Genomic DNA, 24,392 nt, shown 5'->3' on the forward strand with positions numbered 1-24,392 from the left:
CAGGGCGAGCCCGGACACGGTGGGAGGTGTCGGCGTGAAGCGGGCCTTCCCGGTGGTGAGCGGGTGTCTGGTCGTGCTGGCCGGCTGCGGGCTGACCAGTGGCTCCCCGATGGTCGACGACGTGGAGCCGGGGTCGATCGGCCGGGGTCTGCCGCTCAAGGGGGCGGATCTGACGGTCACGTCGAAGGAGTTCACGGAGCAGCTGATCCTCGGCGCGATCATGGGCATCGCCTTCGAGGCGGCCGGGGCGGACGTGCTCGACCGGACGGGGATCCAGGGATCGGTCGGGGCCCGCGAGGCGGTCAAGTCCGGGGACGCGGACGGGATGTACGAGTACACGGGCACCGCGTGGATCACCTACCAGGGCAACAGCGAGCCGATCGCCGACCCGCAGGAGCAGTGGGCGGCGGTGCGCAGGGCCGACCTGGGCAACGGGCTGACCTGGCTGCCGAAGGCGCCCCTGAACAACACCTACGCCCTCGCCATGAACCGGTCCGCCTTCCGGAAGTACGGCACGAGGACGCTGTCCGACGTGGCCGCGCTGGCGAGGAAGGACCCCGGCGCGGTGACCCTGTGCGTGGAGAGCGAGTTCGCCAACCGCGCCGACGGACTGCCCGGCATGGAGAAGGCGTACGGGATGAGCGTCCCGGCGAAGAACATCACCCAGATGGACACCGGGATCATCTACACCCAGGTGGCGAAGGGCAGTTGCCGGTACGGGGAGGTCTTCACCACCGACGGCCGCATCAGGTCCATGAACCTGGCGGTGATGCGGGACGACCGGTCCTTCTTCCCCAACTACAACGCGGCGCCCGAGATCAACTCCAAGTCCCTGAAGAGGTGGCCGGCGATCGCCGAGGTCCTGGACCCGGTCACGAAGCGGCTCGACAACACGGTGGCGCAGGAGCTCAACGCGAAGGTGGACGTCGCCGGGGAGGACCCCCACGAGGTGGCGCTGGACTGGATGAAGGCGGAGGGGTTCGTGAAGTAGGAACCTGGTCCACGGCAGAGTTACAAAGAACCCGTTGCAAAGGAGTCTTTGCATAGATACCTTTGTACGCATGCCGGAAGAGCCCACCGTACGGAAACTCGACGCCCGCTCCCTGCGCGGGCTGGCCCATCCCCTGCGGATGCAGCTGCTGGACGCCCTGCGTTTCGGCGGCCCCGCCACCGCGTCCCAACTCGCCGAGAAACTGGGCGAGTCGAGTGGCGCCACCAGCTACCACCTGCGCCAACTGGCCGCCCACGGCTTCGTGGAGGACGCCCCGGAGCGCGGCAAGGGGCGGGAGCGCTGGTGGAAGGCGGTCCACAAGGGGCTGAGCTTCGACGACACACTGCTCACGGACAGCGATCCGGCCGTCCGCGGAGCCGCCGACATGTACCTCCACGAGGTCGCCACCGCCCAGATCCAGAACCTCTCCAACTGGCTGGGCGACCGCGCCACCTGGCCCGAGCAGTGGAACCGCGTCTGGGACATGAGCAGCGCGACGCTACGGCTCACGCCGGAGCTGACCAAGGAACTCATCGAGAAGATGCACGCGCTGGTCGACACGTACCGCGATCTGTCCACCACCGGTGACGACACGGCCCAGGTACGCATTCACACGCACGCATTCCCCGTCTCCACGGACTGAGAGGCCCCGCCATGCACCCCGAGACCCACCTCGCCCTGCACCACCTCCGCGCCGCCGACCTCCGTGCCGAGGCCGACGCGCACCGCCTCGCCGCCGAGGCCAGGCGGCCGTACGCCATGAGGACCCGCCTCGGCTGGACCCTCGTGGAGGTCGGGCTCCGGCTCGCCGCCCCGCGGCCGGTCCTGGCGCACTAGCAGGCGGGGACGGACCCCTTGCCCGACTCCAGGGCGGTCAGCGCGCCGACCGCCTCCTTCAGGGACGTCACCGGGATCAGCCGCAGCCCCTTCGGCAGCTCCGCCTTCGCGTCGGCGCACTCGTCCTTCGGGACCAGGAACACCGTCGCCCCGTCCCGCCTGGCGGCCTGTGTCTTCAGCGCCACGCCGCCCACCGCGCCGACCGTGCCGTCCGCGTCGATCGTGCCCGTCCCGGCGATGGTCCGACCGCCCGTGAGGTCGCCCCCGGCCCCGTCGCCGTCCAGCTTGTCGACGATCCCCAGCGCGAACAGCAGCCCCGCGCTCGGTCCCCCGACGTCCGCGAGCTTCAGGGACACCTTGACCTTGTCGTCGCTGAGGTCGAGATAGCCGAGGGCCGCCTCGGTCGCCGCGTCCTGGGACTCCTTCATCTGCGCGGTGTTGTGCTTCTCGATCTCCTTGACGCTCTGCCCGCTCGGGTAGACCGCGTCGTGGGGCATGACGGCCCGGTCGGTGCGGAACCAGTTGTCGAAGATGTCGCCGAGGGAGATGTGCGCGTCCGGCCCGGTCGCCTCGATGGTCGTCATCCGCAGCTGCCCGCTCGTCGTACGGGTCGCGGCCCCGGAGATCGTGATCACCGCCGCGCCCTCGTTGTCGCCGAGGACGTTCGCCGTCATGCCGGGCTGCGCCAGCGAGAACGGCAGCGGCGCGAAAAGGGCCGTGGCGACCAGTGCCACGACGGGCAGGGCACAGACGGCGACGGCCTGGGGGCGCGTGAGGCGAGAGAGCACGGGATCAATCTAACGCGGCGGTCAGTTCCGGCCACGAGCCGGTCAACCCCGGTACAGATCCCGTCGCGCGACGGGTGAAGCGCCGTAGGACGTCCGGAAGCGGTTCGACACCGATACCCGGCCCGCGCGGCACCGGAAGGTGGCCGTCCGCCAGCACGAACGGCTCGGTGATGTCCTCGGCGAAGTAGCGGGAGGAGGCCGAGGTGTCGCCGGGGAGCGTGAAGCCGGGCAGGGCGGCCAGGGCGAGGTTCGCGGCGCGGCCGATTCCCGTCTCCAGCATGCCCCCGCACCACACCGGCACACCGTGCGCGCGGGCCACGTCGTGGATGCGGCGGGCCTCCAGGTATCCGCCCACGCGCGCGGGCTTCACATTGACCACCCGGCACGCGTCCATCGCGATCGCGGAGGCGGTGTCCCGGGCGTTGTGCAGCGACTCGTCCAGGCGGACGGGGGTGGCGACACGGCTCTGGAGGCGCGCGTGGCCGTACAGGTTGTTCTCGTCCAGCGGCTCCTCGATCAGCAGCAGCCCGAACGCGTCGAGGCGCCGCAGGTGTTCCGCGTCCGCGAGCGTGTACGCGGTGTTGGCGTCGACCTGGAGGGGCAGCGCGTCCCCGAAGCGCTCGCGCACGGCCCGGACCGGCTCGATGTCCCAGCCCGGTTCGATCTTCAGCTTGATCCGGACGTACCCCTCGGCGAGATACCGCTCGACGTCGTCCAGCAGCTGCGGCACGGACTCCTTGATGCCCACCGAGACCCCCGCCGGCACCCGGTCGCGCACCGCGCCGAGGTATACCGCCAGCGGCATGCCGTACGAGCGCAGCTCCGCGTCCAGGACCGCCGTCTCCAGGGCCGCCTTCGCCAGTTCGTGCCCCTTGATCCCGCTGACGGCGGGCCCGACCAGAGCCGCCGTCGGGGCGGGCAGAGCCGCCACCCTCGGCACCAGGAAGTCCCGCAGCACGAGTTCCGCGCCCGCCACGAACTCCGAGCAGTAGCGCGGCTGGGGGTCGGCGGCGAACTCCGACCAGCCCTCGGCGGTGTCCGTGACGACGTGCAGCAGGAAGGTGTCCTTGACGGTCATCGTGCCGAACGAGGTCCTAAAGGGGCTGACCAGCGGGATCGCCACATGGACGACTTCCACGCGCTCCAGCTTCATGCGGCGGCCTCCCTCGTGAGCGTGTACCAGCCGTCCCGGGACATGCCGGTCGCCCGGAACCCCCGCCCGAACGCCTCCGTGAACACCTCGCGCACGGCATGCCGCCAGCGCAGCGCGAGCGCCGGGTCGGCGGCCCGCAGCTTGACGACGTCGTCCGGGACCCGGCACCAGATGTGCAGGTCCGCGGGGTCGCGGCGGGCGAGGACTCCTCCGTCGGGGGCGCGACGGGTGGCGGGCGCGTCCTCGCGATGCCCCGGGTCGTACGGCTGTCCGGGCGCCGTCAGGTCCCAGGTCACCGTCAGCCGGTCGCTCTCGTCGCCGCCGTTCACGCCGTCCCGCATGGGGCCGTAGAAGTCGACGAGGTACTCGGTGCCGGCCGCGCCGAGCTTGGCCAGGTTGAAGCGGGCGTTGCGGGCGACCAGCGGGTCGAAGGTCCAGCGCATGGTGCGGGCGCCGAGACCGAGCGCCCAGGCCCGCTGCGCCTGCTTCACCGCCTGCCCGAGCCCGGGTTCCGCCGCGGCCACCAGGGAGTACGCCTCCCCCGAGCCCGGCGGCCCGAACACGGCGACACAGGCCCCGGCGAGGCGCTGCCCCTCGTGGGCCGCGTGCACCGCGCCGCCCGCGTGCACCAGGCTGTGCAGCACCTCGGCCGGATAGGGCGGGGCGGCGGGCGGGGTCCGCCACACCTCGCCGAAGTACGCGCTGACGGCACCGAGGCCGGCGACGTCGTGGACGGTACGGATGCTCACTGCGGTCATGTGCCCAGTCTTGGATCCGCGCGGCCACCCGGGGTTGTGCAGGCGGACAACGTCTGCCTACGTTCCTTTGCGGAACGGCCAAAGCGCGGGAGGTACCCATGGACGCCTGCACCCTCGGTGACCTCCTGGACGTCGTCGGCGGCACCTCCGTACACCTGCACACCGCGCCCGCCGGGCTCGCCGCCCCGGTCACCGAGGTGGTCCTGTACGACGCCCACGCCCCGCTCCCCCGGGTGCCGGGGGCGCTGCTGCTGGCCGTCGGGGTGCGGGCGGCCGCGGCCGGGCCGCTGGCGCGGGCGGTCGCGGAGGCCGGGATGACCGGCCTGGTGGTCCGGGGCCCGGACGGGCCGGCGGCGGAGGCCGAGACGTACGGCGTGGCGCTGCTGTCCGTCGCCGAGGACACCCCCTGGCACCGCGCGCACCTGCTGCTGGCGTCGGCGACCGGCTCCCGGCCGGTCTCGTCCACGGGCGGACACGGCGACCTCTTCGCGCTCGCCGACGCCATCGCGACGGCGACCGGTGGGGCCACCGCCGTGGAGGACCCGCGGCGGCGGATCCTCGCGTACTCCACCGTCCCGGGCCAGCCGGTCGACGAGGACCGCCGCCAGGGGATCCTGGGCCTCCAGGTGCCGGTGGACGTGGAGAACACCGACCAGTACCGGGGGCTGTTCGCGGCCGCCGGCCCGCTGCGGCTGCCCGCGCTGCGGGAGGGGGCCCTGCCGCGTCTGGCGGTCGCCGTCCGGGCCGGCGGGGAGACCCTGGGCTCGGTGTGGGTCGTCGACGACGGCACGCTCGCGGCGGACGCGGCGGACACACTTGTCCAGGGGGCGTCGACGGCGGCCCTGCTGCTCCTGCGGGCGCGCGCGGCCCAGGAGCTGGCCCGGCACCAGAGCGGTGACCTGCTGCGACGGGTGCTGGACGGCACGGCGGACACGGCGGCCTCCGCCGCCCGGCTGGGGGTCGAGGGGCCGGTGCGGGTGGCGGCCTTCGTACCGGACGCGGCCGGCCTCCCGGACGCCGGGCAGACCGGGCTGCGGCTGCTGGACGTCGTACGGCTCCAGTGCGAGGCGCGGTACGGGCGGCACGCGTGCGTCCTGCTCGACGGGGTCGTGTACGCGCTGCTGCCGGCACCCGGAGCCCGGCACCGGCGGCTGGCCGAGGACATCGTGGCGCGGGCCGGCCAGGCACTCAGGGTGCCGGTGCGGGCGGGGCTGGGCGCGATGGTGGCGGGGCTCGCGGAGGCGGCCGGGTCACGTGCCGACGCCGACCTGGTGCTGCGGGTGCTGGGACCCTCGCTGCCGGTGGCGACGGTCGACGAGGTACGGCCCCGGGTCACGCTGCTGCGCCTGGCCGAAGTACTCACCGAACGGCGGGAGTTGACGGAAGGCTCCTGGCGGCGGGTCCTGGCGTACGACGAGAAGCACGGCACCGACCACGCCCGCACGCTGGTGTGCTGGCTCGACGCGGGCTGCGACATGGCGGGCGCGGCGAAGTCACTCGCCGTGCACCCCAACACATGCCGTTACCGGTTGAAGCAACTGCGCCACCAACTCGGCATCAACCTGGACGACCCCGACGAACGCCTGATGCTCTGGCTCCAGCTGAGACTGCTGGCAGGCCTCGGCCCGGAGTCGACTACCGCCTGAGAACGCGACCAAGCCAGCGGGCGCCGGACGGCGGACGACGGACGACGGACGATGCAACACGGGGGCATGCAGGCCGACGGCGACTTCACCCACCCAGGGGCGCGGGGAACTGCGCAACCAGCCCCCACCGACCCGACAGCCGACGACGAACCCTCACGGCCGATCCAGCGCGGGCACCGATCGGCCGACGGCAACCACACCCACCCAGGGGCGCGGGGAACTGCGCGACCAGCCCCCACCGGCCCCGCAGCCGACAACGAACCCGCACGACACCGCCACGCTCAGCGCAACGCCTCCGCAACCTCTCGCGCCGCATCCACCACCCGCGGCCCCACCCGCTCCGGCACCGCGTCCGCCAGCATCACGACCCCGACACTGCCCTCGACCCCGGTGACCCCGAGCAACGGCGCGGCCGCCCCACTCGCCCCGGCCTCCAGCTCGCCGTGCGTCAGCATGTACCCCGGCTCCCCGAACCCCTGCTGCCGAGCGGCGAGGATCGCCCGCCCCGCCGCGCCCCGGTCCAGCGGGTGCCGGAAACCCGCCCGATAGGCCACGTGATAGTCCGTCCACGTGGGTTCCACGACGGCCACGGCCAGCGCCTCGGCACCGTCCACCAACGTGAGGTGGGCCGTCGCCCCGATGTCCTCCGCGAGCGATCGCAGCGCGGGCAGCGCGGCCTCCCGTACCAGCGGATGCACCTGCCGTCCGAGTCGCAGCACCCCGAGGCCCACCCGGGCACGACCGCCGAGATCACGCCGGACGAGGGCGTGCTGCTCCAGCGTGGCCAACAACCGGTACACAACGGTCCGGTTCACACCCAGTTTGTTGGAAAGCTCGGTGACGGTGAGCCCGTGGTCCGTGTCGGCCAGGAGCTTGAGGACACGCAGTCCCCGGTCAAGCGTCTGAGAGGTCTCCGCGGTCACGACGCCCACTCCTCCAAGTGGTGAGGTCGGCAGCCCCTTCGCGGCGGATGCGTCACCGAGTCCCGTCAGTGACGCGCTTCAGAGGCCGCCGATCGGCCGGCGACCCGGTCTCTTACCGGGCCGCGTCGCTTCACGGCTGCGCTCCGCGGCGGCGCTGCCACGGGGCGTGTGCGTAGCGGGACAGTAGCGAAGCGGGTTCGCTCAGCGGAAGCCTCCGTCCAGAATCCGGGCAGCAGCCGGTACGGACCACTCCGTTTGCCCTGATACGTACGGTCCCGGGGGGCCGGTCTCCCGCAGGCTTCACCGCATCCGGGTGGCCCACTCCTGCACCTTGGCGATCCGCTGCCGCAGCTGCCCGGCCGTGGCCTCGGCGCTCGGCGGCCCGCCGCAGACCCGGCGCAGCTCGGTGTGGATCACGCCGTGGGGCTTGCCGCTCTGGTGGACGTAGGCGCTGACCATGGTGTTGAGCTGCTTGCGCAGCTCCATCATCTCCTTGTGCGAGACGACGGGCCGCCGCTCGGCGGGCAGCTCCAGCAGGTCCGCCTCGCTGTCCGGCTTCTTGCGGCTGTGCGCGATCTGCCGGGCCTGCCGCTTCTGCAGCAGCAGCTGCACCTGGTCCGGCTCAAGGAGGCCCGGGATGCCGAGGTAGTCCTGCTCCTCCTCGCTCCCCGGATGCGCCTGCATGCCGAACTCGGCACCGTCGTAGAGGACGCGGTCGAAGACGGCCTCGGACTCCAGCGCCTCGAAGGCGAACTGCTCCTGCTCGCCGGTGTCCTCGTCCTGCTCCTTGTTCGCCTCCTCCATCTCCTTCTCGGACTCGGCGTACGGGTCCTCCTCGCCCTCCTTCTTCGGCTTGTCGAGGGCGTGGTCCCGTTCCACCTCCATCTCGTTGGCGAAGGTGAGCAGGTCCGGCACGGTCGGCAGGAACACGGAGGCGGTCTCGCCGCGCCGCCGGGACCGTACGAAACGGCCGACGGCCTGGGCGAAGAAGAGGGGCGTGGAGATGGTCGTGGCGTACACGCCCACCGCCAGCCGCGGCACGTCGACGCCCTCCGACACCATCCGCACGGCGACCATCCACCGGTCGTTGCTCTGGCTGAAGTCGTCGATCCTCTTCGAGGCGCCCGCGTCGTCGGACAGGACGAGGGTCGCCCTGGTGCCGGTGATCTCCCGGATCAGCTTGGCGTAGGCGCGCGCGGAGTCCTGGTCGGAGGCGATGACGAGGGCGCCGGCGTCCGGGATGGCCTTCCTGACCTCGGTGAGCCGCTGGTCGGCGGCGCGCAGCACGCTCGGCATCCACTCACCGCGCGGATCGAGGGCCGTACGCCAGGCCTGGCTGATCGCGTCCTTGGTCATCGGCTCCCCGAGCCGGGCGGCGATCTCGTCCCCCGCCTTGGTCCGCCAGCGCATGTTGCCGCTGTAGGAGAGGAAGATGACGGGCCGCACGACGTGGTCGGCCAGCGCGTTGCCGTACCCGTAGGTGTAGTCGGCGGCCGACCTGCGGATCCCGTCGTTGCCCTCCTCGTACGTCACGAAGGGGATCGGGTTGGTGTCGGACCGGAACGGCGTACCGGTGAGCGCGAGCCGGCGCGTGGCGGGCTCGAAGGCCTCGAGACAGGCCTCGCCCCAGGACTTGGAGTCACCGGCGTGGTGGATCTCGTCGAGGATGACGAGGGTCTTGCGCTGCTCGACCCGGTTGCGGTGGAGCATGGGCCGCACGCCCACACCCGCGTAGGTGACGGCGACACCGTGATAGTCCTTGCCGAGCGGCCCGGCGCTGTACTCGGGATCCAGCTTGATCCCTATCCGCGCCGCCGCCTCGGCCCACTGCTTCTTCAGATGCTCGGTCGGCGCGACGACCGTCACCTGCTGCACGACATGGTGGTGCAGCAGCCAGGACGCGAGCGTGAGCGCGAAGGTCGTCTTGCCGGCTCCGGGCGTCGCGACGGCCAGGAAGTCACGCGGCTGCTCCTGGACGTACTTCTCCATCGCCCCTTGCTGCCACGCACGCAGCTTGCTGGCGGTACCCCAGGGGGCCCGGCCGGGGAAGGCGGGGGAAAGGTGGTGGGAGGAGGCGGCGGTGGTAGTCACGGTCTCCGTCGGGGTCGAGCGGTCGGGCGGTCTTCGGCCGTGTATGACGACCGGGTCACCTTACCGGCGGCCCGCTCCTGCCGACGGGCGGACGGGGCCGGGGCGGCAGCGGGTGGGACCGAGGTCACAGTGGGTCCGGCCGGCGGGTGTCCGTTCAGGTGCGGGCGGACCCTGTCCTGGCGTGCAGCCGGGTCGTCACCCACGCCCCCACCAGCGCCACCCCCGCCATCGGCAGGAACACCACGGCGAACGCGGCCGGGTGGGAGCCGGACGCCTGTGCCGCCGTATGGCTCACCGTGCCGCCGCCCAGCGCCGCGAAGGCCGCGCCGCCCGCCGCGAGCAGGACGGCGTTGGAGAGGCCGTCGGAGATCTGGAGGGCGGCGGAGTTGCTGCCGGCCTCCTCCGGGGCGGACAGCTGCAGCAGGAGCACGCTGGTGGAGGAGATCACCAGCCCCATGCCGAAACAGCCGAAACCCCAGGCGACGGCGACCGTCCACACCGGCACGGAGTCGATCAGCACACTCGGCGCGGCGGCGATCGCGGCCGCGACCAGCACCATCCCCGAGGTCATCAGCCGTTCCCGGTACGGCTCCACGCGCGCCCGGGACTGCACCCAGGACCCCAGCGCCCAGGTCGCCCCGCCGGCCGCGAGGGAGAACCCGGCGAGCGTCGGCGACAGGCCCCGCTGGGTGACGAGCATCAACGGCACGAAGGACTCCGCGGCGACGAAGGACCCCGCGGCGACCCCGCGCAGCAGCACGACGGAGGGCAACCCGCGCGCCGCCCGGTACGTACCGCGCGGCAGCAGCCCGAGCACGGCCGGCACGAGCAGGGCCACGCCCGCGAGGCCGGGGAGCAGGGAGAGGGGACGCAGGTCCTGGGCGGCGTACTGGAGGAGCCCGGCACCGACGGAGATCCCGAGGGCGAGCCGGATGCGGCGCCGGTCGGCGCCACCGGGGGCACGGCCGTCCACCGGTCCCGCGGCCCGCTGCCGTATCCGGGGAAGGGCGAGGGCCAGCGGGAAGACGACCAGCACCGGGATCCCGACGAACACCCACCGCCAGCCCAGGTGCTCGGTCACGGCTCCGGCCGCGAGGGGCCCCACGATCGACGGCACCACCCAGCCGGCCGCGAACGCCGCCATGATCGCGGGCCGCAGCCGCTCCGGATAGGCCCGCCCGACGACGACGTACAGCGCCACGATGACCAGCCCGCCCCCGAACCCCTGCACGGCCCGCCCGAGGATGAACAGCCACATCGCGCCGGCGGTCCCGGAGAGCAGCAACCCGGCGGCGAACGCGGCGATCCCCCCGCTCAACGCCCCCAGCGGCCCCCGCCGATCCGCCCACTGCCCGGCCAGCACCATCCCGAACAGGCTGGTGGTGAAGTACCCGGAGAAGGCGAACGCGTACAGCCCGACCCCGTCCAACTCCCGCGCGGCGACGGGCATCGCGGTCCCCACGGCGGTCGCCTCGAACGCGATCAGCAGCACCACGGACACGATCCCGATGCTCAACGCCCGGTAGGAACGCCCCAGCACCCCCTCCTCCCTCTCGTCGGCGGAGGGGGCCTCAGGGTCGTCGGTGACACCGGCGTCACGTGGTTCCAGCACTGCCATGCCCGCCAGCGTAAGGTCCTCACCCCCTCTTCACCCCTGTCGAAAGCCTCCTTCCCCCTGAGACCTTGGTCGTACGACCGTTCATGAACGGCGTATGGCAGTCCCGTTGCAGCCCCCACGCCCTGCTTGAACCACCCCTCACCCGCCCCCTACGGTCAAGTCACCGGTTCACCCCGGCCGTGTGCCCGAGTGGCTCAGGGACTCGCCTGCAAAGCGAGTTACGCGGGTTCGATTCCCGCCACGGCCTCTTAGCGCCTCACCAGCAAAACGAAGGCTCGACACCCCCACGCAGGTGGCCGCGTGGGGCGTTCGCCTTCGGTGTGTTGCAGGAGTCCGTCACCCGGGCCGTCGACCGGCAGGGCCAGCATCTGCTGGACAACGTGAAGGTGCCGGGCTCGGTGCCGGAGGCACCCGTCGCCGTCGGCAGCGGTTCCGCGGCAAGGCCGGCCGGCGACCACACGACGCGTCCGGGTCAGGGGCCGGGCCTCGCGAGGTCGGGTACGAAGACGTAGCTCACAGCACCCCGCCCACCTCGTCCTGGAACAGCTCCGTCCAGTAGTGCCAGTCCGCGTCCGTCGTCGTGCCCGTGGGGTCGATGGTGGACAGGGCTCGGATCATCGTCTTGGCGACCTGGACGTACAGCGTGTTGGTCAACTCGTGGGCGAGGGACTCGTCGATCCGGCGCTCCCGGTGCAGGAGCCAGAGGGTGAAGGCGAGCGTGGAGATGTCGGTGTTCAGGGGGTGGAGCGTGCCCTCGCGCTCGCTCCAGTTCAGGACCGCGCCCGTCTCGCCGTCGACGACCAGGGTGTTGTCCTCGATCAGATGGCCGAGGACGATCAGGTGGCCGGCCCGCGGCGGCAGGGCGACCAGGTGCTCGGCCCGGTGCTCCGCGAGGGTCGGCAGCGGGGCGTCCGGGTCGGTGTGGAAGAGGACGCCGTCCTCGGGCAGGCCGGTCTGGGCGAGGAAGCGGCGGGTCGGGGCGTGGGTGAGGGTGGACGGGAAGTCGATGTCCTCGAAGCGGGCGACCCTGTTGCGGCCGAACTCGTGGTCCAGGAGGCGCGGCGGCAGGTCCAGGGCCAGGCCGGAGTCGGTGCCCGGGCCCGCCACCAGGGCCAGGGGGCGGATCAGGGCCGCGATCTTCCAGAACGTCGGCACATCGCCGCCCGTGCCCTCCTCGAACACCGTCAGCAGCTGGCGCGTCGCGTCCTCCACGGCCGTAGGTCCGAAGCGGCCGGCGTAGGCGGCGAACTGGCCGCGCACCTCCGTCAGTTCGTCGGTCGCCGTGGCGAAGCGGACCAGGGTGGGGAGCGACGGGGCCAGGGGGGTGCGGTCCATCAGCTCGGGGCGGGCGGGGAAGAACGCCGTCGTGGAGACCTCGCCGGTGACTCCGTCGAGCAGGACCGACTCCGTCTCCCTGCCGTGCAGGTCCGTGAGTCCGCCGATCACCAGCTGGCCGCGCAGCTCCTCACTGAGCCGGCCGCCGGGGTCGGCGGTCGCGTCGGCCACCGTCCGCAGGCCCTGTCTGCGCAGTTCCTCGAAGGTGAACAGGTCGCTGTCGACCGGCAGTCCGGGGCCGCTGAGCCAGCGGCGGGTCGAGGCGTGCGAGATGTACGGCTGCAGTTCGTCCTCGGTCAGTGTGATCGCCGCTACGGCGGCATCGGTCGCGCTCATGGCTCCCCCGTGTGCTTCGTACGCAGTCCCCTGGCCGGGCACGGCACGGCGAACCCGTCGGGCCTGCGCGCGTCCCCCACTGCTCGAAACACTACGCGCCACCACTGACAACGCCCCCGTACCAAGGAGACGTCAGAGCACCCGCGCGCGTTCCCGCCCCGCGAGAATCGCCTCCACCGTCTGTGCGGGGGTCTGCGCGGAGGTGTCCAGCCACAGGCCGATCGGCGGGGTCGACGCCCGCAGCGCCGCGTCCAGCGCGGGAACCGTCCAGGCCGGCCCGTAGCCCGTCTTCGTCCGGGCCGCCTCCCGGGCGGCCACCGTCCCGGCGTCCGGCGCCAGGACGACGACGTACAGGGGGCGGGTGCGGACCAGTTGGACGTACGCCGTCAGGTCCGCGCCGAGAACCACGTCCTGCACGACGGCCGTGAACCCGGCCTCGGCGTACGCGTCCGCCGTCGCCGCCGACAGGCGGTACCGCAGGCGGAGTTGGGCGGTGGCCTCCGCGGAGGCCCCGGGGGTGTACTCCTCGCGCCCCGACACGATCATCCGCCGGAACACGTCGCCGCGGACGTGCGCCGCCCGCGGCAACCGCTCGGCCAGCGCCTGCGCGACCGTCGACTTCCCGGCCGCCATCACGCCGGTGACCAGCACGACCCCGCGCATCACGCGAAGTACACGCCGCCCACCACGACCACGATCGCCGCGACCACGAAGAGGAGGATCCACAACGCCAACTTGCCGAGCCCCGGAGGCGGTTCGTACTCGCGCGGTTCCTGGCCCGGCGTGCTCACCGGTCCGTCACCACCGCGGCCTGCGGGCGGATCGGCAGCCGGTTGACGGGACGGCCCGTCGCGGCCCGTACGGCGGAGGCGACGGCCGCCGGTGACGTGACCACCGGCACCGCGCTGGCCGCCTTCGCGCCGAACGGGGCGACCACGTCCCGCTCCTCGACCAGCTTGACGATCCGGATCTCGGGCGCGTCCAGGGCCGTCGGCAGCGCGTACCCCGTGAGGTCGGGGTGGCGGATCAGCCCGCGCGCGCTGCGCAGGTTCTCCGTCAGCGCTATGCCGACGCCCTGCGTGACGCCCGCCTCGATACGGGCCTCCAGCTGGGCGGGGTTGAGGATCCGGCCGACGTCCTGGGCGAGCGCCAGCTCGACCACGCGCACCGAGCCGAGTTCGATGTCGACGTCGACCACCGCGCGGATCGCGCAGAACGCCATGCCGACGAAGGCGTCGCCCTGGCCCATCTCGTTGAGGGGCTCGGTGGGGTGCGGACGGCACTGGGCGGTGGCCCACAGCTCCTTGCCGTCCATGGCCTCGGTGACGGTCGTCGACAGGACGCCGTCGTACGAGGTGATCTTGCCGTCGGTGATCTGGAGCAGCTCGGTGGACATGCCGAACTTGTGCGCCAGGGGCTGGAGGAGCTGGGTGCGGACCATCTTGGCCGCGCGTTCGACCGCGCCGCCCGAGACCCAGGTGTGGCGGCCGCGGCAGCCCGGTCCGGCCGGGGGCTGGTCGGTGTCGACAGGGGCCACGTGGACCTCGTCGATGCCGAGCGTCTCCTGGACGATCTGACGGGCCAGCGTGGTGAAGCCCTGACCGGTCTCGACGGCCGCGCAGAGCACCGTGGCGACACCGTCCTGGACCCGCACGGTCGCCGTGGAGACCTCGTCCGCGCCTTCCGCGCCCAGCATGTGCACCATGCCGAGGCCGTAGCCGACGCCCCGGCGGATCGCGCCCGGTTCGCCCGCGCCCTCGGGGCCGCCGGGCAGCAGCCACTCGTCCTCGGGGGTGTCCTTGGGCAGCGCGGGCAGCGGGAAGTCGCGTACGGCCTGCAGCAGTTCGGCGACCGGGGCCGGACAGGTCACCGTCTGGCCGGTGGGGAGAACGTCCCCCGTCGCCAGTACGTTGCGCAGGCGCAGTTCCGCCGGGTCGAGGCCCAGCTTCTTGGCCAGCTTGTCCATCTGCGCCTCGTAGGCGGCGCAGACCTGCATCGCGCCCTCGCCGCGGACATGTCCTGAGGGCGGGTTGTTGGTGCGCACGGCCCAGCCCTCGATGAAGGCGTTCGGGACGACGTACGGCCCGCAGGCGAAGCCCACGGCGGCGGCCAGGGCCTCCGAGGAGGTGTCGGCGTAGGCGCCCGAGTCGAGCAGGATCTGCGCCTCGACCTTGACCAGCTTGCCCTCGGCGTCGGCGTGGTGCCGGTAGCGGAGCAGGGTGGGGTGGCGGTGCACGTGGCCCAGGAAGGACTCCTCGCGCGTGGCCGTCAGCTTGACCGGGCAGCCCGTCTTGAGCGCGAGCAGGCCGAGCGGGAGCTGGAAGCCCTGGTCCTCGCGGTCGGCGGTGGCGCCGGGGACACCGGTGACGACGACCTTGACGCGCTCGGGCTCCAGGCCGTAGCAGGCGGCGGCGGTGTCGCGGTCGGCGTGCGGGTCGGTGGAGGCCAGGTACAGCTCCACGCCGCCGTCGGGGCGGGGCACGGCGAGTCCGGCCTCGGCGCCGATGGGGGCGGGGTCCTGGCGGCCGATGCGGTACTGGCCCTCGACGACGATCTCGCCGGTCACGGAGGGGTCTCCGTGCTGGAGCGGGATGTGCCGGACCAGGTTGCCGTCGGGGTGCAGGAGCTCGGCCTCGAAGGCCTGTTCCGGGTCGGTGACCGGGTCGAGGATCTCGTACTCGACGATGACGGCGGCCGCGGCCATGCGCGCGGTGTCGGGGTGGTCGGCGGCGACGGCCGCGATGGGCTCGCCGTGGTGGCGTACGACCTCGGAGGCGAACACCGGGCGGTCGGCCCGGCCGCGGCCGTGCACCGGGCTGCCGGGCACGTCCTCGTGGGTGACGACCGCGCGGACTCCGGGCATCTCACGCGCGTGCGAGGTGTCGATGGACACGATGCGCGCGTGCGCGTGCGGGGAGCGCAGGACGGCCGCCCACAGCAGGCCCTCGGCCCACAGGTCGGCCGCGTAGGGGAAGGTGCCCTCGGTCTTCGCGCGCGCGTCGGCGGCCGGCAGGGAGACGCCGATGCCGTGCGGAATCGGCTCGGGGGCGGGTGCTGCCTCCGCGGCGGTGGTCGCGGTGGCGGCTTCGTTGCTCACGCCTGGCCTCCGTCCTGTCCCTGTCCGTACGCCTGCTCATGCGGTCCGGAGGTGCCCGGGAAGCCCGGGGAGTCGAACGCCGACGGGTTGACGCCTCCGGCGCCGGGGCCCGCCTGGTGCGGAATACGTGCCTCGTCGCCGTCCGTCTCAGCGTCGGCCGCCGCGTGGGCCTCGCGCTCGGCGACGACCTCCTTGACGGCGTCGACGACGCCCCGGTAGCCGGAGCAGCGGCAGAGGTTGCCGCACAGCGCCTGGCGGGTCTCCAGCTCGGTGGGGGCGGGGTTGCCCTCCAGCAGGTCGTGCACCGTCATCGCCATGCCGGGCACGCAGAAGCCGCACTGCACGGCCCCGCACCGGGCGAGCGCCCGCTGCACGTCGGAGGGCCGGCCGTCCTCGGCGAGGCCCTCGACGGTACGGACCTCGCTGCCGGCGGCGGTCACGGCGGGCACCAGGCAGGAGGCCACGAGCCGCCCGTCGACCTGGACGTTGCACGCCCCGCACTCGCCCTGCGAGCAGCCGTCCTTGGCACCGGCGAGTCCGAGCCGCTCGCGCAGCACGTAGAGCAGCGACTCGCCGATCCAGGCGTCGGTGACGGGGCGGTCGACGCCGTTGACGCGCAGGACGTAGGCGGCGAGGGGGTGTTCCTCACCGGGGTGCGCGAGGGCCTGGTCGTCGGGATCCTCGTCGGCGTCGGGGGCGGGCTCCTCGACGGTCTCCGGGGCCGGTTCGCCCTCGCCCGCGGCCGACGGGTGCTCGGCTCCGGGCTCGGCGGGGCCGTCAGCGCCCTCCAGGGCCTCTTCCGGACTCTCGGGGAGCCTGGGGGCCGCCGATGTCTCACCGGGGCCGGGTGAGGGCTGTGAGGCGGCTGCGGAGGGCTCGGCGAGACCGGTGCCGCGGCCGTCGGTGTCCGCGTGCGGCTGAGCGGCCTCCTGCGACAGCTCGTGGGACTCCTCGTCGGGCCCGGGTCGCTGCGGGGCGTCGGCGACCGCGTGGTCCCCGGGGTGCGCGGCGGACGCCAGATGCGCGTCGCCGGCCGGGCCGCCGTGCCGCTCGATGACCTCGCCGACCCCGCCGCCCGGCATCTCACCGGCGGGCACGTGCGCGTGGCCGTCACCGGCAGGACCCGCGTGCCGGTCACCGGGCGGACCTACGTGTCCGTCGCCCGCCGCCCCGCCGTGACCGTCGTCGAACCCGTCACCGCGGCCGTCGTCGAAGCCGCCCTCGTGACCTCCGGGGAAGCCGCCTTCGCGGCCGCCGTCGAACCCGCTCCCGTGACCGTCGCCGTGCGGCACGTGCGGGTGCCGTTCTCCGGCCGGTCCGCCGTGCTCGGGGCCCGCTCCCGGCTCGCCCTGGGGCTGGTCACCCCACGGCTGCGCCGGCTGGGTCGCCCAGGGCGCGGCCGCGCCGCCCGGCAGGGTCGCCGGAGGGGTGCCGCCCCACTGCTCGACCAGGGACGACGTGGTGAACTCGCCCGATTCGTCCGGGAGGTCGCCGCCGGCGACGGGGATCGACCACTGGCCGGTGACGTCGTGGCCCGGCGCGGGCGCGGCCGCGGTGTCCTCCACGTGCCACTGCTGGGTGGTCGCGGGGTTGTATGTGAACTGCCCGGTCTGACCCTGCGGCAGGGTGCTCGGGTCGGGCCACTGGGCGCTCTCGGCCGGCGGCACGGTCCAGGCGCCCGGATCGGTGCCGTCGCCCTGAGCGGCCGTTATCTGCGGCGGCACATAGCCGTGACCGGGCGCGGCGAGCGGACTGTCGGTGGAGGCGAGGAGGGCGTCGATGCCCCCCTCGGGGAGCTTCACGAAGGCGGTGGCGCCGTCGTCGTAGTCACCCTGGGGCAGCGGGTCCCAGCGGCCGGCGGCCCGGGGCGTGCCCTCTCCGTGCTGGTCGTCGGTCACGAAAGTGCCCTCCCCAGTGCTCGCCGGGCCAGCGCGGCGACGGTGCGCCGCAGGTGCAGTACCGCGGGCGGATGCTGCGCCACGGAACCGTCCGGGGCCGGTGCCGGGTCCGGGATGCAGGCGGCGGCGACGTACTCGCCGAAGGCTTGCAGGGCCTCCGGGACGATGGCGCGGTTGTTGTCCCAGTCGATGAGCCGGGCGACCCACTGCTCGGCGTCCAGGGGCCGCAACGGCATCGGCGCTATGGCACCGACGGCGCACCTGACCCCGCGCCGGGCCGGGTCGAGGACCAGCGCGACGGAGGCCATCGCGCGGCCCGGTCCGGTGCGCCCGGTGACCTTGAGGAAGACCTGCGGGGCGTGCAGCAGCGGCACCCGCACGAAGCCGATGAGCTCGCCGGCGCGCAGCATCTCCATGCCGGCCAGCAGGTGCGAGACCGGCATCTCCCGGCGGGCGCCGTCGGGGCCCGCGATGACCAGCGTGGCCTCCAGGGCGGCGAGGACGGGCAGCGCGTCGCCCGTGGGGGCCGCCGAGGCGATGTTGCCGCCCAGGGTGCCCGCGTTGCGGATCTGCGGCGGACCGGCGGCGCGGGCGGCGGCCGCGAGCGCCGGGATGAGGGCGGCGAAGTCGGGGCGGCCCATGCGCGCGTGCGTGAGTCCCGCGCCGAGCAGGGCGTGCCCGTCCTGGTACTGCCAGCCGCGGATCTCGCTGATCCGGCCGAGGCCGACGAGCGCGGCGGGCCTGAGCTGCCCGGAGTTGACGGCGGCCATCAGGTCGGTGCCGCCGGCGACGGGCACGGCGGCGGGCATGGCGGTGAGGGCCGCCACGGCCTCGTCCAGCGTCGTGGGCAGCGTGACGGCCTGCGCCGCCTGCGGTGCGTGCGTGGTCAAACCGGCTGCCCCTTCCCGCTGCCCCACCTGGTCCTGCTGGTCCTGCCTGTTGCTGCCGTACGGTACGTGCTGACAGGGCGGACGTGGCAACTCTGGCACATCTTCGCAACACCCGAAGACAGGGGTCCGCTAGGAGGCGTTCGGCGGCATTCGCCCACCCCACCAGGAGATGGTCCGTTTTCGCACGGGATCACCCACACACACCGATTGACACTCTTCGGTGACCCTTAGGGCTCTTTTTCCCCTACCTGTTCGGGGGCGCCCCTTCGATGGGCCGGCCGAGCACACCGGGCCGTTTCTGCCACGGCAGCGGTCCCGTGGGCGGCCGGTAGCCGACGCCCAGGGCGTCGAGCAGTCGGTAGTGCGCGCTCATCCGCCGCTCGAAGTCGGCGAAGTCCCGTTCCGCCGGGGCGGGCAGCGCGCTCCAGGCCACCTCGGCGAAGGCCACGAGGCGGGGGAAGGTCTGGTAGTCGACGCGCCCCTGGTCCTCCATCACCTCGGTCCACACGTTGGCCTGGGCGCCGAGCACACGGGCGGCCTCCTCCGCGGTGAGCTGCGGCGGAACGGGCTCGAAGCGGTAGACGTCCTCCAGGGTGCGGACGTACGCGATCGGCACCGGCTCGTCCGCGCCGGCGTCCTGACGGTAGTCCAGGTACACGTGCTGCTCGGGGCACATGACGACGTCGTGGCCGGATCGTGCCGCCGCGATCCCGCCCTGGTAGCCGCGCCAGGAGGAGACGGCTGCTCCCTCGGCGAGACCGCCCTCCAGGATCTCGTCCCAGCCGATGAGCCGGCGTCCGCGCGCGGTCAGCCACCGGTCGAAGTGACCGATGAACCACGACTGGAGCCCGTCCTCGTCGGCGAGGCCGAGTTCCTTGATGCGGGCCTGGGCGGTGGGTGACTGCTTCCACTGGTCCTTGAGGCATTCGTCACCCCCGACGTGAATGAACTGAGAGGGGAACAGCTCCAGGAGTTCCTCGAACACCCCCTCGTAGAAGCGCAGGGTGTTGTCAGTGGGGGCGAGTACGTTTGCGGAGATGCCCCAGTTGTCCCAGACCGAGAGGGAGGACGTGTCGATGACATCGGTGTTGCCGAGTTCCGGGTACGCGGCGATGGCGGCCTGCGAGTGTCCGGGCACGTCGATTTCGGGGACGACGGTGATATGCCGTTCGGCCGCGTAGGCGACGATCTCCCGGATGTCGTTGCGGGTGTAGAAACCGCCGTGCGGCTTCTCCTCCCACAGCGGTGAGGCCCGGTGGCCGAATTTGGTGCGCGCCCGCCATGAACCCACTTCGGTGAGCCGGGGGTACCTCTCGATCTCGATCCGCCAGCCCTGGTCGTCCGTCAGGTGGAAGTGGAGGACGTTGAGTTTGTGCGTGGCCATCAGGTCGAGACAGCGCAGTACCCCGTCCTTGGGCATGAAGTGCCGGGCCACGTCGAGCATGAGGCCGCGCCAGCGGAACCGCGGCGAGTCCTCGACGAACGTGCCGGGGAGCTGCCATCGCCGGCCGGGGTCGACGGGAGCCCGCCGGTACGCCTCGGGGCCGAGCAGCTGACGCAGCGTCTGGGCGCCCCAGAAGACCCCGGCCGGCCCGCCGCCGTGGATGGTGACGTCGTCCCCGTTGACGTAGAGCTTGTAGCCCTCCGGGCCGAGGTGGCCGGCGTCCCCGGGACTGACCCGCAGCCGGATGGCCTCGCCGTCGTCCCCCGCGCCGGGGGCCAGGGCCAGTCCGGTGACGGCACCGAGCGTGCCGCGCAGCCACCTCGCGGTCGCCTCGGTGCCGGGTCCGGCGTCGAGCACCGTGCTCTCGCCGAGCACGAACCCGCCCACCGTCGGATGCCGCAGGACTCCGGGTGCCGGAATCAGTGAAGTCACGTCAGTCCTTTACCGCTCCGCCCAGCCCCGAGACCAGGCGTCGCTGTACGAGTACGAAGAACACCAGCACCGGAATCGTCATCACCGTCGACGCGGCCATGACCCCGCCCCAGTCCGGCTCGTCAGGCTTGTAGAAAACGAGCAGGGCCATCGGCAGCGTCGACTGCGAAGTGTCGCTGATGATGAACGACTTGGCGAAGAGGAAATCGTTCCAGGCCGAGATGAAGGAGAACACGCTCGTGGCCACCAGGCCGGGCAGGACGAGCGGGAAGAGAATCTGCCAGAGGAATCGCGCGCGGCTCGCCCCGTCGATGTAGGCGGCCTCCTCCAAAGCCTCCGGTACGGCCTTCACGAACCCCCTCAGCATCCAGATCGCGAAGGGCAGCGAGAAGGCGATGTGGGGCAGGATCAGCGAGCCCAGGGTGTTCAGCAGTCCGAAGTCCCGCATCTGGAAGAACAAGGGGATGGTGAGGGCCTCCACGGGCACCGTCTGGGCCACCAGAAACATGATCAGCAAGGTGGTCCGGAAGCGGAAGCGGAATCGCGTCACAGCGGTCGCCGCGAGAAACGCGATCAACGCCGAGACGATCACGACGCTGCATGCGACGACAAGGCTGTTGACGAAATACCGGCCGAAATCCTGCTGCCCGAACACACGCCGGAAGGAATCCAGCGAGGGCGCGAGCGTCCAGGGCCGGGGCTCGGTCGACTCGATCTCCCCGGCCGGTTTGAAGGCGCCGAGGACCATCCAGTAGAGGGGGAAGGCGACGAGGGCCGCGATGAGCAACGCGGCACCCTCGGCGGCCGCGCGCCAAGGGCGCCGTAGAAGATCCAGCCGCACGAGACGCAGCCGCACGAGATTCAGCCGGAGAAGATTCACAGGTCCTCCCCCTGTCGGTGGAGCAGCCGCAGGTACACCAGTGTCACCGCGAGCAGGATCAGCAGCATCACCACGCCGATCGCCGAGCCGAGGCTGTACTGGGAGGAGGCGAACGCCCGTTGGTAGGCGTAGACGTTCAGGACGAGGTTCTGGCCCGCGATGCCGCCGCCGTTCGTCATGACGTAGATCTGGGTGAAGACCTTGAAGTCCCAGATGACCGACTGGATGGTGACCACGGTCAGGATCGGCCGGAGCATCGGCGCGAGGACCGACCGCCAGATCCGCCACTGCGAGGCACCGTCCAGCGCGGCGGCCTCCAGCACCTCGGCCGGGACGGCCCGGATGCCGGCGTAGACCGTGATCATCACGAACGGGAAGGAGCACCAGACGACTTCGAGCAGCACGAGGAAGAAGGCGCTGAGCCGCCCGTACGTCCAGGAGTGGTCGCCAAGCCCGAGCAGCCGGTTCACCGGGCCGAAGTCGGGGTCGAAGAGGAACAGCCAGACCGTCGACCCGGTCACCGCCGGGGTGGCCCACGCGCCGAGCGCCGCCAGCAGCAACGCCAGCCGGGGCACGGCACGCACGCGCGTGAGGAGCACGGCCAGCGCGCATCCGACGGCGAGCGTGGAGACGACGCAGGCCGCCGCGAACAGCACGGTGGCGAGCAGGACCCGCCAGAACTGCGGGTCGGAGAACAGCGCCGAGTAGTTCGAGAACCCCTCGAAGGTGGTCGGCTGCCCGCCGCTGACCTGGGCCTGGGTGTACTGGAAGAAGGAGATCAAGCCGAGCTGGTAGATCGGGTAGACGAGCAGTCCGGCGAGGACGACCAGGGCGGGGGCGAGATAGAGCCAGGGGGTCCGGGCGGTGCGGTGGGTCACCGAGGTCATCCGGCGGACCCGAACGCGTCGTCCATCTTCTTCGCCGCCTCGCCGGAGGCCGCCGCCACGCTCTTCCTGCCGCTGACGACCTCCTGGAACATCGTCGGCAGCACCAGCGAGGAGTCGATCTGCGACCACGCTGCCGACGCGGGCACGAACTTCGTCCCGGCGGCCAGGGTCTGCGCGAACGGCTTGACGTACGGGTGCTCCGCGGCGACCTCGTCGCGCACGTCCCCGAACGTCGGCAGGAATCCCATCGCGTCGAACATCGCCGCCTGCGTCCTCTTCGACGTCAGCCGCTCCATCAGTTGGACGGCCAGCGTCCGGTGCGAGGTGCTCTTCAGCACCCCGATGTTGTTGCCGCCGGCGAAGGCGGGAGCGATCGACCCGGCGGAGGTGCCGGGCAGCGGCACCACCGCGTACGCGCCCTTGACCTTCCCTGCCTCCACGGCCGTGTGGCTGAAGTCGCCGCCGATCGCCATCCCGGCCTTGCCCGCCGCGAACGCGGTGACCGTGTCGTTGCCGCCCATGCCGGCGCACTTGGCGGCCGGACAGTTGTCGTCGGTGAAGAGCGAGGTGTACTCCTTGATGCCCTTCTGCGCGGCTGCTCCGGAGATCGCGGAGGCGTACGAACCGGCCTTGCGGGTGGCCAGTTCGCCGCCGTGTGCCCAGATGAAGGGCATCGCGCCGTAGGTGTAGGCGCCGCCGACGACCAGGCCGTACAAGTCGGGTTTCGCGGCGCGGATCTTGCGGGCGGTCGCCGCCAACTCGGCCATGGTCCTCGGCACTTCCAGACCGAGTTCGTCGAAGACGTCGGTGCGGTAGTACAGCGCGCGGACGCCGACGTAGAAGGGCGAGCCGTACACCTTGCCGTCCACGGTGACCGAGGTCCTCGCCGTGGGGTCGGTGTCCTTCGACTCGCTCCAGGCTCCGAACTCCTCGGTGACGTCGAGGAGTCCGCCGTCCTTCACGTAGCCGGCGGTGTCGGTGTTGCCGTACTCCATCACGTCGGGCGCGGAGGAGGGGTCGTTGAAGGCGGCTTTGACGCGCTGGGCGCGGGTCTCGACGGGGATGTACTCGACGTCGACCTTCGTGCCGTCGTGGGCCTTCTCGAAGGCGGTGACGACCGAGTCGACGACCTTCTCCTTCGGTTTGTTGCCGACCTCCTGGAAGAGCCAGACGCGCAGGGTGCCGGTCTTCTCGTCCTTGTCGGAGGAGGAGTTGGAGGAGGTCTGGGGCGCGCAGGCGGTGACCACCAGGGCAGCGAGGAGGAGGGAGGGGAGGCGGGGGGAGAGCTTCATGGAGTGTTCCTCCGAGCGTGCGTTGCAACATATGCAATGACGGTTTCGCTCAACGCAACGGAGGTTATGGCTTGCATGAACACGCCCACAAGAGGTCTCAACCAATCCGTGACACGCAAAAGCCCCTGGGGCACGTTGTACGCACCCCAGGGGCCCTGTGAAGCTCAGCCGGGCGGCAGTCCTACTGGTCGCCGCCCTTGTCGTCGTCCCCCGAGCCCATGGACTCGTAGATCTCCTTGCACATGGGACACACGGGGTACTTCTTGGGATCGCGGCCGGGTACCCACACCTTGCCGCACAGCGCCACGACGGGGGTCCCGTCGAGGGCGCTCGCCATGATCTTGTCCTTCTGGACGTAGTGGGCGAAGCGCTCGTGGTCGCCGTCGCCGTGGGAAGTCTGCGGCGTGGGCTCGACGAGGGTCCCCGTACCAGTCCCGCGCTCGGGCTCGAGAGTGCTCATAAGCCCAAGAGTACTGAAGCTCACATGGATCAGTTGAGCGAAGGGTCGTCCGGGTACGTGGCCACCATCGCGAGCTCGTTGCGCTGGCGGCGCAGCACCTCGCGCCAGAGTCTCTCCGGGGCCGGTGAGGAGACGTCCCCGGGCTCCGACTCGACGACGTACCAGGCGCCCTCGACCAGCTCGTCCTCCAGCTGACCGGGCCCCCAGCCGGCGTAACCGGCGAAGATGCGCAGGCTGCCGAGGGCCGAGGCGAGCAGCTCCGGCGGGGCCTCCAGGTCGACCAGTCCGATCGCGCCGTGCACTCTGCGCCAGCCCAGCGGGGCCCCGTCGACGGCCCCGCCGCCGGGGATGACGGCGACCCCCAGGGCCGAGTCCAGGGAGACCGGGCCGCCCTGGAAGACGACCCCGGGTTCGCCCGCGAGGTCGGCCCAGCCCTCCAGGATGTCCCCCACGTCCACCGGGGTGGGGCGGTTGAGGACGACACCGAGGGAGCCCTCCTCGTCGTGGTCGAGAAGGAGCACCACCGCACGGTCGAAGTTCGGGTCCGCCAGGGCGGGCGTTGCCACGAGCAACCGCCCTGTGAGCGAGGACACCTCGGTCATGCCAGACATGATCCCGCATCTTCCCTCCGCGTGG

Annotated in this window: 23 protein-coding genes and 1 tRNA gene; 6 read left to right on the forward strand and 18 right to left on the reverse strand. The window is 72.2% G+C overall.

Translation table 11 applies throughout. The features are described 5' to 3' along the window. The first annotated feature begins 109 nt into the window (after positions 1 to 109). The 3 genes from M2163_RS21275 to M2163_RS21285 all read left to right on the forward strand — a co-directional run bounded on the left by M2163_RS21275 (position 110) and on the right by M2163_RS21285 (position 1,828). A complete protein-coding gene (locus M2163_RS21275) occupies positions 110 to 991 on the forward strand; it encodes a glycine betaine ABC transporter substrate-binding protein (RefSeq protein ID WP_280897289.1) in 882 nt (293 codons plus the stop codon). 70 nt (positions 992 to 1,061) lie between these two features. Further along, positions 1,062 to 1,634, forward strand: coding sequence for a helix-turn-helix domain-containing protein (locus M2163_RS21280; RefSeq protein ID WP_280851212.1), 573 nt, complete (start codon positions 1,062 to 1,064; stop codon positions 1,632 to 1,634). Between the two features lie 11 nt (positions 1,635 to 1,645). Beyond that, the gene (locus tag M2163_RS21285; protein WP_280851211.1) at positions 1,646 to 1,828 is read left to right on the forward strand and encodes a hypothetical protein; all 183 of its coding nucleotides are present in this window, start codon (positions 1,646 to 1,648) and stop codon (positions 1,826 to 1,828) included. Here M2163_RS21285 and M2163_RS21290 read toward each other — a convergent pair. Genes M2163_RS21290 through M2163_RS21300 form a run of 3 tightly spaced genes read right to left on the reverse strand, consistent with a single transcriptional unit; the run spans position 1,825 to position 4,527 of the window. Continuing rightward, entirely contained in the window at positions 1,825 to 2,616 is a 792-nt protein-coding gene (locus tag M2163_RS21290; RefSeq protein WP_280894737.1) for a S16 family serine protease, read from the reverse strand. The two genes, M2163_RS21285 and M2163_RS21290, sit on opposite strands and share 4 nt — an antisense overlap. Before the next feature lie 4 nt (positions 2,617 to 2,620). Then, complete coding sequence (menC, locus tag M2163_RS21295) at positions 2,621 to 3,769, reverse strand: o-succinylbenzoate synthase (protein WP_280894738.1); 1,149 nt, start codon at positions 3,767 to 3,769, stop codon at positions 2,621 to 2,623. Next, positions 3,766 to 4,527, reverse strand: a complete 762-nt coding sequence (locus tag M2163_RS21300; RefSeq protein ID WP_280894739.1) for a chorismate synthase — start codon at positions 4,525 to 4,527, stop codon at positions 3,766 to 3,768. The genes menC and M2163_RS21300 overlap by 4 nt, the downstream gene beginning before the upstream one ends. A gap of 98 nt (positions 4,528 to 4,625) precedes the next feature. Here M2163_RS21300 and M2163_RS21305 point away from each other — a divergent pair, with 98 nt between their 5' ends. Continuing rightward, a complete protein-coding gene (locus M2163_RS21305; protein WP_280894740.1) occupies positions 4,626 to 6,173 on the forward strand; it encodes a helix-turn-helix domain-containing protein in 1,548 nt (515 codons plus the stop codon). A 281-nt stretch (positions 6,174 to 6,454) separates the two neighbouring features. On the opposite strand, the gene M2163_RS21310 is transcribed toward M2163_RS21305, so the two are convergent. The 3 genes from M2163_RS21310 to M2163_RS21320 all read right to left on the reverse strand — a co-directional run bounded on the left by M2163_RS21310 (position 6,455) and on the right by M2163_RS21320 (position 10,805). After that, positions 6,455 to 7,096, reverse strand: coding sequence for a helix-turn-helix domain-containing protein (locus tag M2163_RS21310; RefSeq protein WP_031041623.1), 642 nt, complete (start codon positions 7,094 to 7,096; stop codon positions 6,455 to 6,457). A gap of 300 nt (positions 7,097 to 7,396) precedes the next feature. Further along, positions 7,397 to 9,187: a DEAD/DEAH box helicase gene (locus M2163_RS21315; protein WP_280894741.1), complete on the reverse strand. Its 1,791-nt coding sequence runs from the start codon at positions 9,185 to 9,187 to the stop codon at positions 7,397 to 7,399. Positions 9,188 to 9,341: 154 nt separating this feature from the next. Next, positions 9,342 to 10,805: an MFS transporter gene (locus M2163_RS21320; RefSeq protein ID WP_280894742.1), complete on the reverse strand. Its 1,464-nt coding sequence runs from the start codon at positions 10,803 to 10,805 to the stop codon at positions 9,342 to 9,344. Between the two features lie 175 nt (positions 10,806 to 10,980). Here M2163_RS21320 and M2163_RS21325 point away from each other — a divergent pair. Beyond that, positions 10,981 to 11,052, forward strand: a tRNA-Cys gene (locus M2163_RS21325). 73 nt (positions 11,053 to 11,125) lie between these two features. Further along, entirely contained in the window at positions 11,126 to 11,317 is a 192-nt protein-coding gene (locus M2163_RS21330) for a hypothetical protein (protein ID WP_280894743.1), read from the forward strand. Position 11,318: 1 nt separating this feature from the next. On the opposite strand, the gene M2163_RS21335 is transcribed toward M2163_RS21330, so the two are convergent. From M2163_RS21335 to M2163_RS21390, 12 genes are all read right to left on the reverse strand, one after another. After that, on the reverse strand, positions 11,319 to 12,476 hold the full coding sequence (locus M2163_RS21335; RefSeq protein ID WP_280851203.1) for an SUKH-4 family immunity protein: 1,158 nt from the start codon (positions 12,474 to 12,476) through the stop codon (positions 11,319 to 11,321). 132 nt (positions 12,477 to 12,608) lie between these two features. Continuing rightward, entirely contained in the window at positions 12,609 to 13,139 is a 531-nt protein-coding gene (locus M2163_RS21340; protein ID WP_280894744.1) for an AAA family ATPase, read from the reverse strand. Beyond that, entirely contained in the window at positions 13,139 to 13,267 is a 129-nt protein-coding gene (locus tag M2163_RS21345) for a hypothetical protein (RefSeq protein WP_260470535.1), read from the reverse strand. Before M2163_RS21345 ends, M2163_RS21340 begins: the two co-directional genes overlap by 1 nt. Beyond that, positions 13,264 to 15,573 (reverse strand): molybdopterin cofactor-binding domain-containing protein, encoded by a 2,310-nt coding sequence (locus M2163_RS21350; protein WP_280894745.1) that lies wholly within the window; start codon positions 15,571 to 15,573, stop codon positions 13,264 to 13,266. Before M2163_RS21350 ends, M2163_RS21345 begins: the two co-directional genes overlap by 4 nt. Continuing rightward, positions 15,570 to 17,471, reverse strand: coding sequence for a 2Fe-2S iron-sulfur cluster-binding protein (locus M2163_RS21355; RefSeq protein WP_280851200.1), 1,902 nt, complete (start codon positions 17,469 to 17,471; stop codon positions 15,570 to 15,572). Before M2163_RS21355 ends, M2163_RS21350 begins: the two co-directional genes overlap by 4 nt. Beyond that, positions 17,468 to 18,361: an FAD binding domain-containing protein gene (locus M2163_RS21360; protein ID WP_280894746.1), complete on the reverse strand. Its 894-nt coding sequence runs from the start codon at positions 18,359 to 18,361 to the stop codon at positions 17,468 to 17,470. The genes M2163_RS21355 and M2163_RS21360 overlap by 4 nt, the downstream gene beginning before the upstream one ends. 244 nt (positions 18,362 to 18,605) lie before the next feature. After that, positions 18,606 to 20,237: a beta-N-acetylhexosaminidase gene (locus tag M2163_RS21365; RefSeq protein WP_280894747.1), complete on the reverse strand. Its 1,632-nt coding sequence runs from the start codon at positions 20,235 to 20,237 to the stop codon at positions 18,606 to 18,608. A 1-nt stretch (position 20,238) separates the two neighbouring features. Further along, positions 20,239 to 21,087, reverse strand: a complete 849-nt coding sequence (locus M2163_RS21370) for a carbohydrate ABC transporter permease (RefSeq protein WP_280897290.1) — start codon at positions 21,085 to 21,087, stop codon at positions 20,239 to 20,241. Between the two features lie 26 nt (positions 21,088 to 21,113). Continuing rightward, the gene (locus tag M2163_RS21375; protein WP_280894748.1) at positions 21,114 to 22,004 is read right to left on the reverse strand and encodes a sugar ABC transporter permease; all 891 of its coding nucleotides are present in this window, start codon (positions 22,002 to 22,004) and stop codon (positions 21,114 to 21,116) included. Further along, the gene (locus tag M2163_RS21380; RefSeq protein ID WP_280851196.1) at positions 22,001 to 23,296 is read right to left on the reverse strand and encodes an extracellular solute-binding protein; all 1,296 of its coding nucleotides are present in this window, start codon (positions 23,294 to 23,296) and stop codon (positions 22,001 to 22,003) included. Before M2163_RS21380 ends, M2163_RS21375 begins: the two co-directional genes overlap by 4 nt. A 181-nt stretch (positions 23,297 to 23,477) precedes the next feature. Continuing rightward, entirely contained in the window at positions 23,478 to 23,756 is a 279-nt protein-coding gene (locus tag M2163_RS21385) for a DUF3039 domain-containing protein (RefSeq protein ID WP_280851195.1), read from the reverse strand. Between the two features lie 29 nt (positions 23,757 to 23,785). Beyond that, entirely contained in the window at positions 23,786 to 24,358 is a 573-nt protein-coding gene (locus tag M2163_RS21390) for a YqgE/AlgH family protein (protein WP_020139023.1), read from the reverse strand. Positions 24,359 to 24,392: the final 34 nt, after the last annotated feature.

It is taken from the genome of Streptomyces sp. SAI-135 (genome assembly GCF_029893805.1).
Lineage (GTDB): Bacteria > Actinomycetota > Actinomycetes > Streptomycetales > Streptomycetaceae > Streptomyces.

What these genes read in the sequence shown, in the direction of transcription:
- M2163_RS21275 (WP_280897289.1), top strand. Translation starts at nt 110, where the DNA reads ATGGTCGACGACGTGGAGCCGGGGTCGATCGGCCGGGGTCTGCCGCTC.
- M2163_RS21280 (WP_280851212.1), top strand. Translation starts at nt 1,062, where the DNA reads ATGCCGGAAGAGCCCACCGTACGGAAACTCGACGCCCGCTCCCTGCGC.
- M2163_RS21285 (WP_280851211.1), top strand. Translation starts at nt 1,646, where the DNA reads ATGCACCCCGAGACCCACCTCGCCCTGCACCACCTCCGCGCCGCCGAC.
- menC (WP_280894738.1), bottom strand. Translation starts at nt 3,769, where the DNA reads ATGAAGCTGGAGCGCGTGGAAGTCGTCCATGTGGCGATCCCGCTGGTC.
- M2163_RS21300 (WP_280894739.1), bottom strand. Translation starts at nt 4,527, where the DNA reads ATGACCGCAGTGAGCATCCGTACCGTCCACGACGTCGCCGGCCTCGGT.
- M2163_RS21305 (WP_280894740.1), top strand. Translation starts at nt 4,626, where the DNA reads ATGGACGCCTGCACCCTCGGTGACCTCCTGGACGTCGTCGGCGGCACC.
- M2163_RS21320 (WP_280894742.1), bottom strand. Translation starts at nt 10,805, where the DNA reads ATGGCAGTGCTGGAACCACGTGACGCCGGTGTCACCGACGACCCTGAG.
- M2163_RS21335 (WP_280851203.1), bottom strand. Translation starts at nt 12,476, where the DNA reads ATGAGCGCGACCGATGCCGCCGTAGCGGCGATCACACTGACCGAGGAC.
- M2163_RS21340 (WP_280894744.1), bottom strand. Translation starts at nt 13,139, where the DNA reads ATGCGCGGGGTCGTGCTGGTCACCGGCGTGATGGCGGCCGGGAAGTCG.
- M2163_RS21375 (WP_280894748.1), bottom strand. Translation starts at nt 22,004, where the DNA reads ATGACCTCGGTGACCCACCGCACCGCCCGGACCCCCTGGCTCTATCTC.
- M2163_RS21380 (WP_280851196.1), bottom strand. Translation starts at nt 23,296, where the DNA reads ATGAAGCTCTCCCCCCGCCTCCCCTCCCTCCTCCTCGCTGCCCTGGTG.
- M2163_RS21385 (WP_280851195.1), bottom strand. Translation starts at nt 23,756, where the DNA reads ATGAGCACTCTCGAGCCCGAGCGCGGGACTGGTACGGGGACCCTCGTC.
- M2163_RS21390 (WP_020139023.1), bottom strand. Translation starts at nt 24,358, where the DNA reads ATGACCGAGGTGTCCTCGCTCACAGGGCGGTTGCTCGTGGCAACGCCC.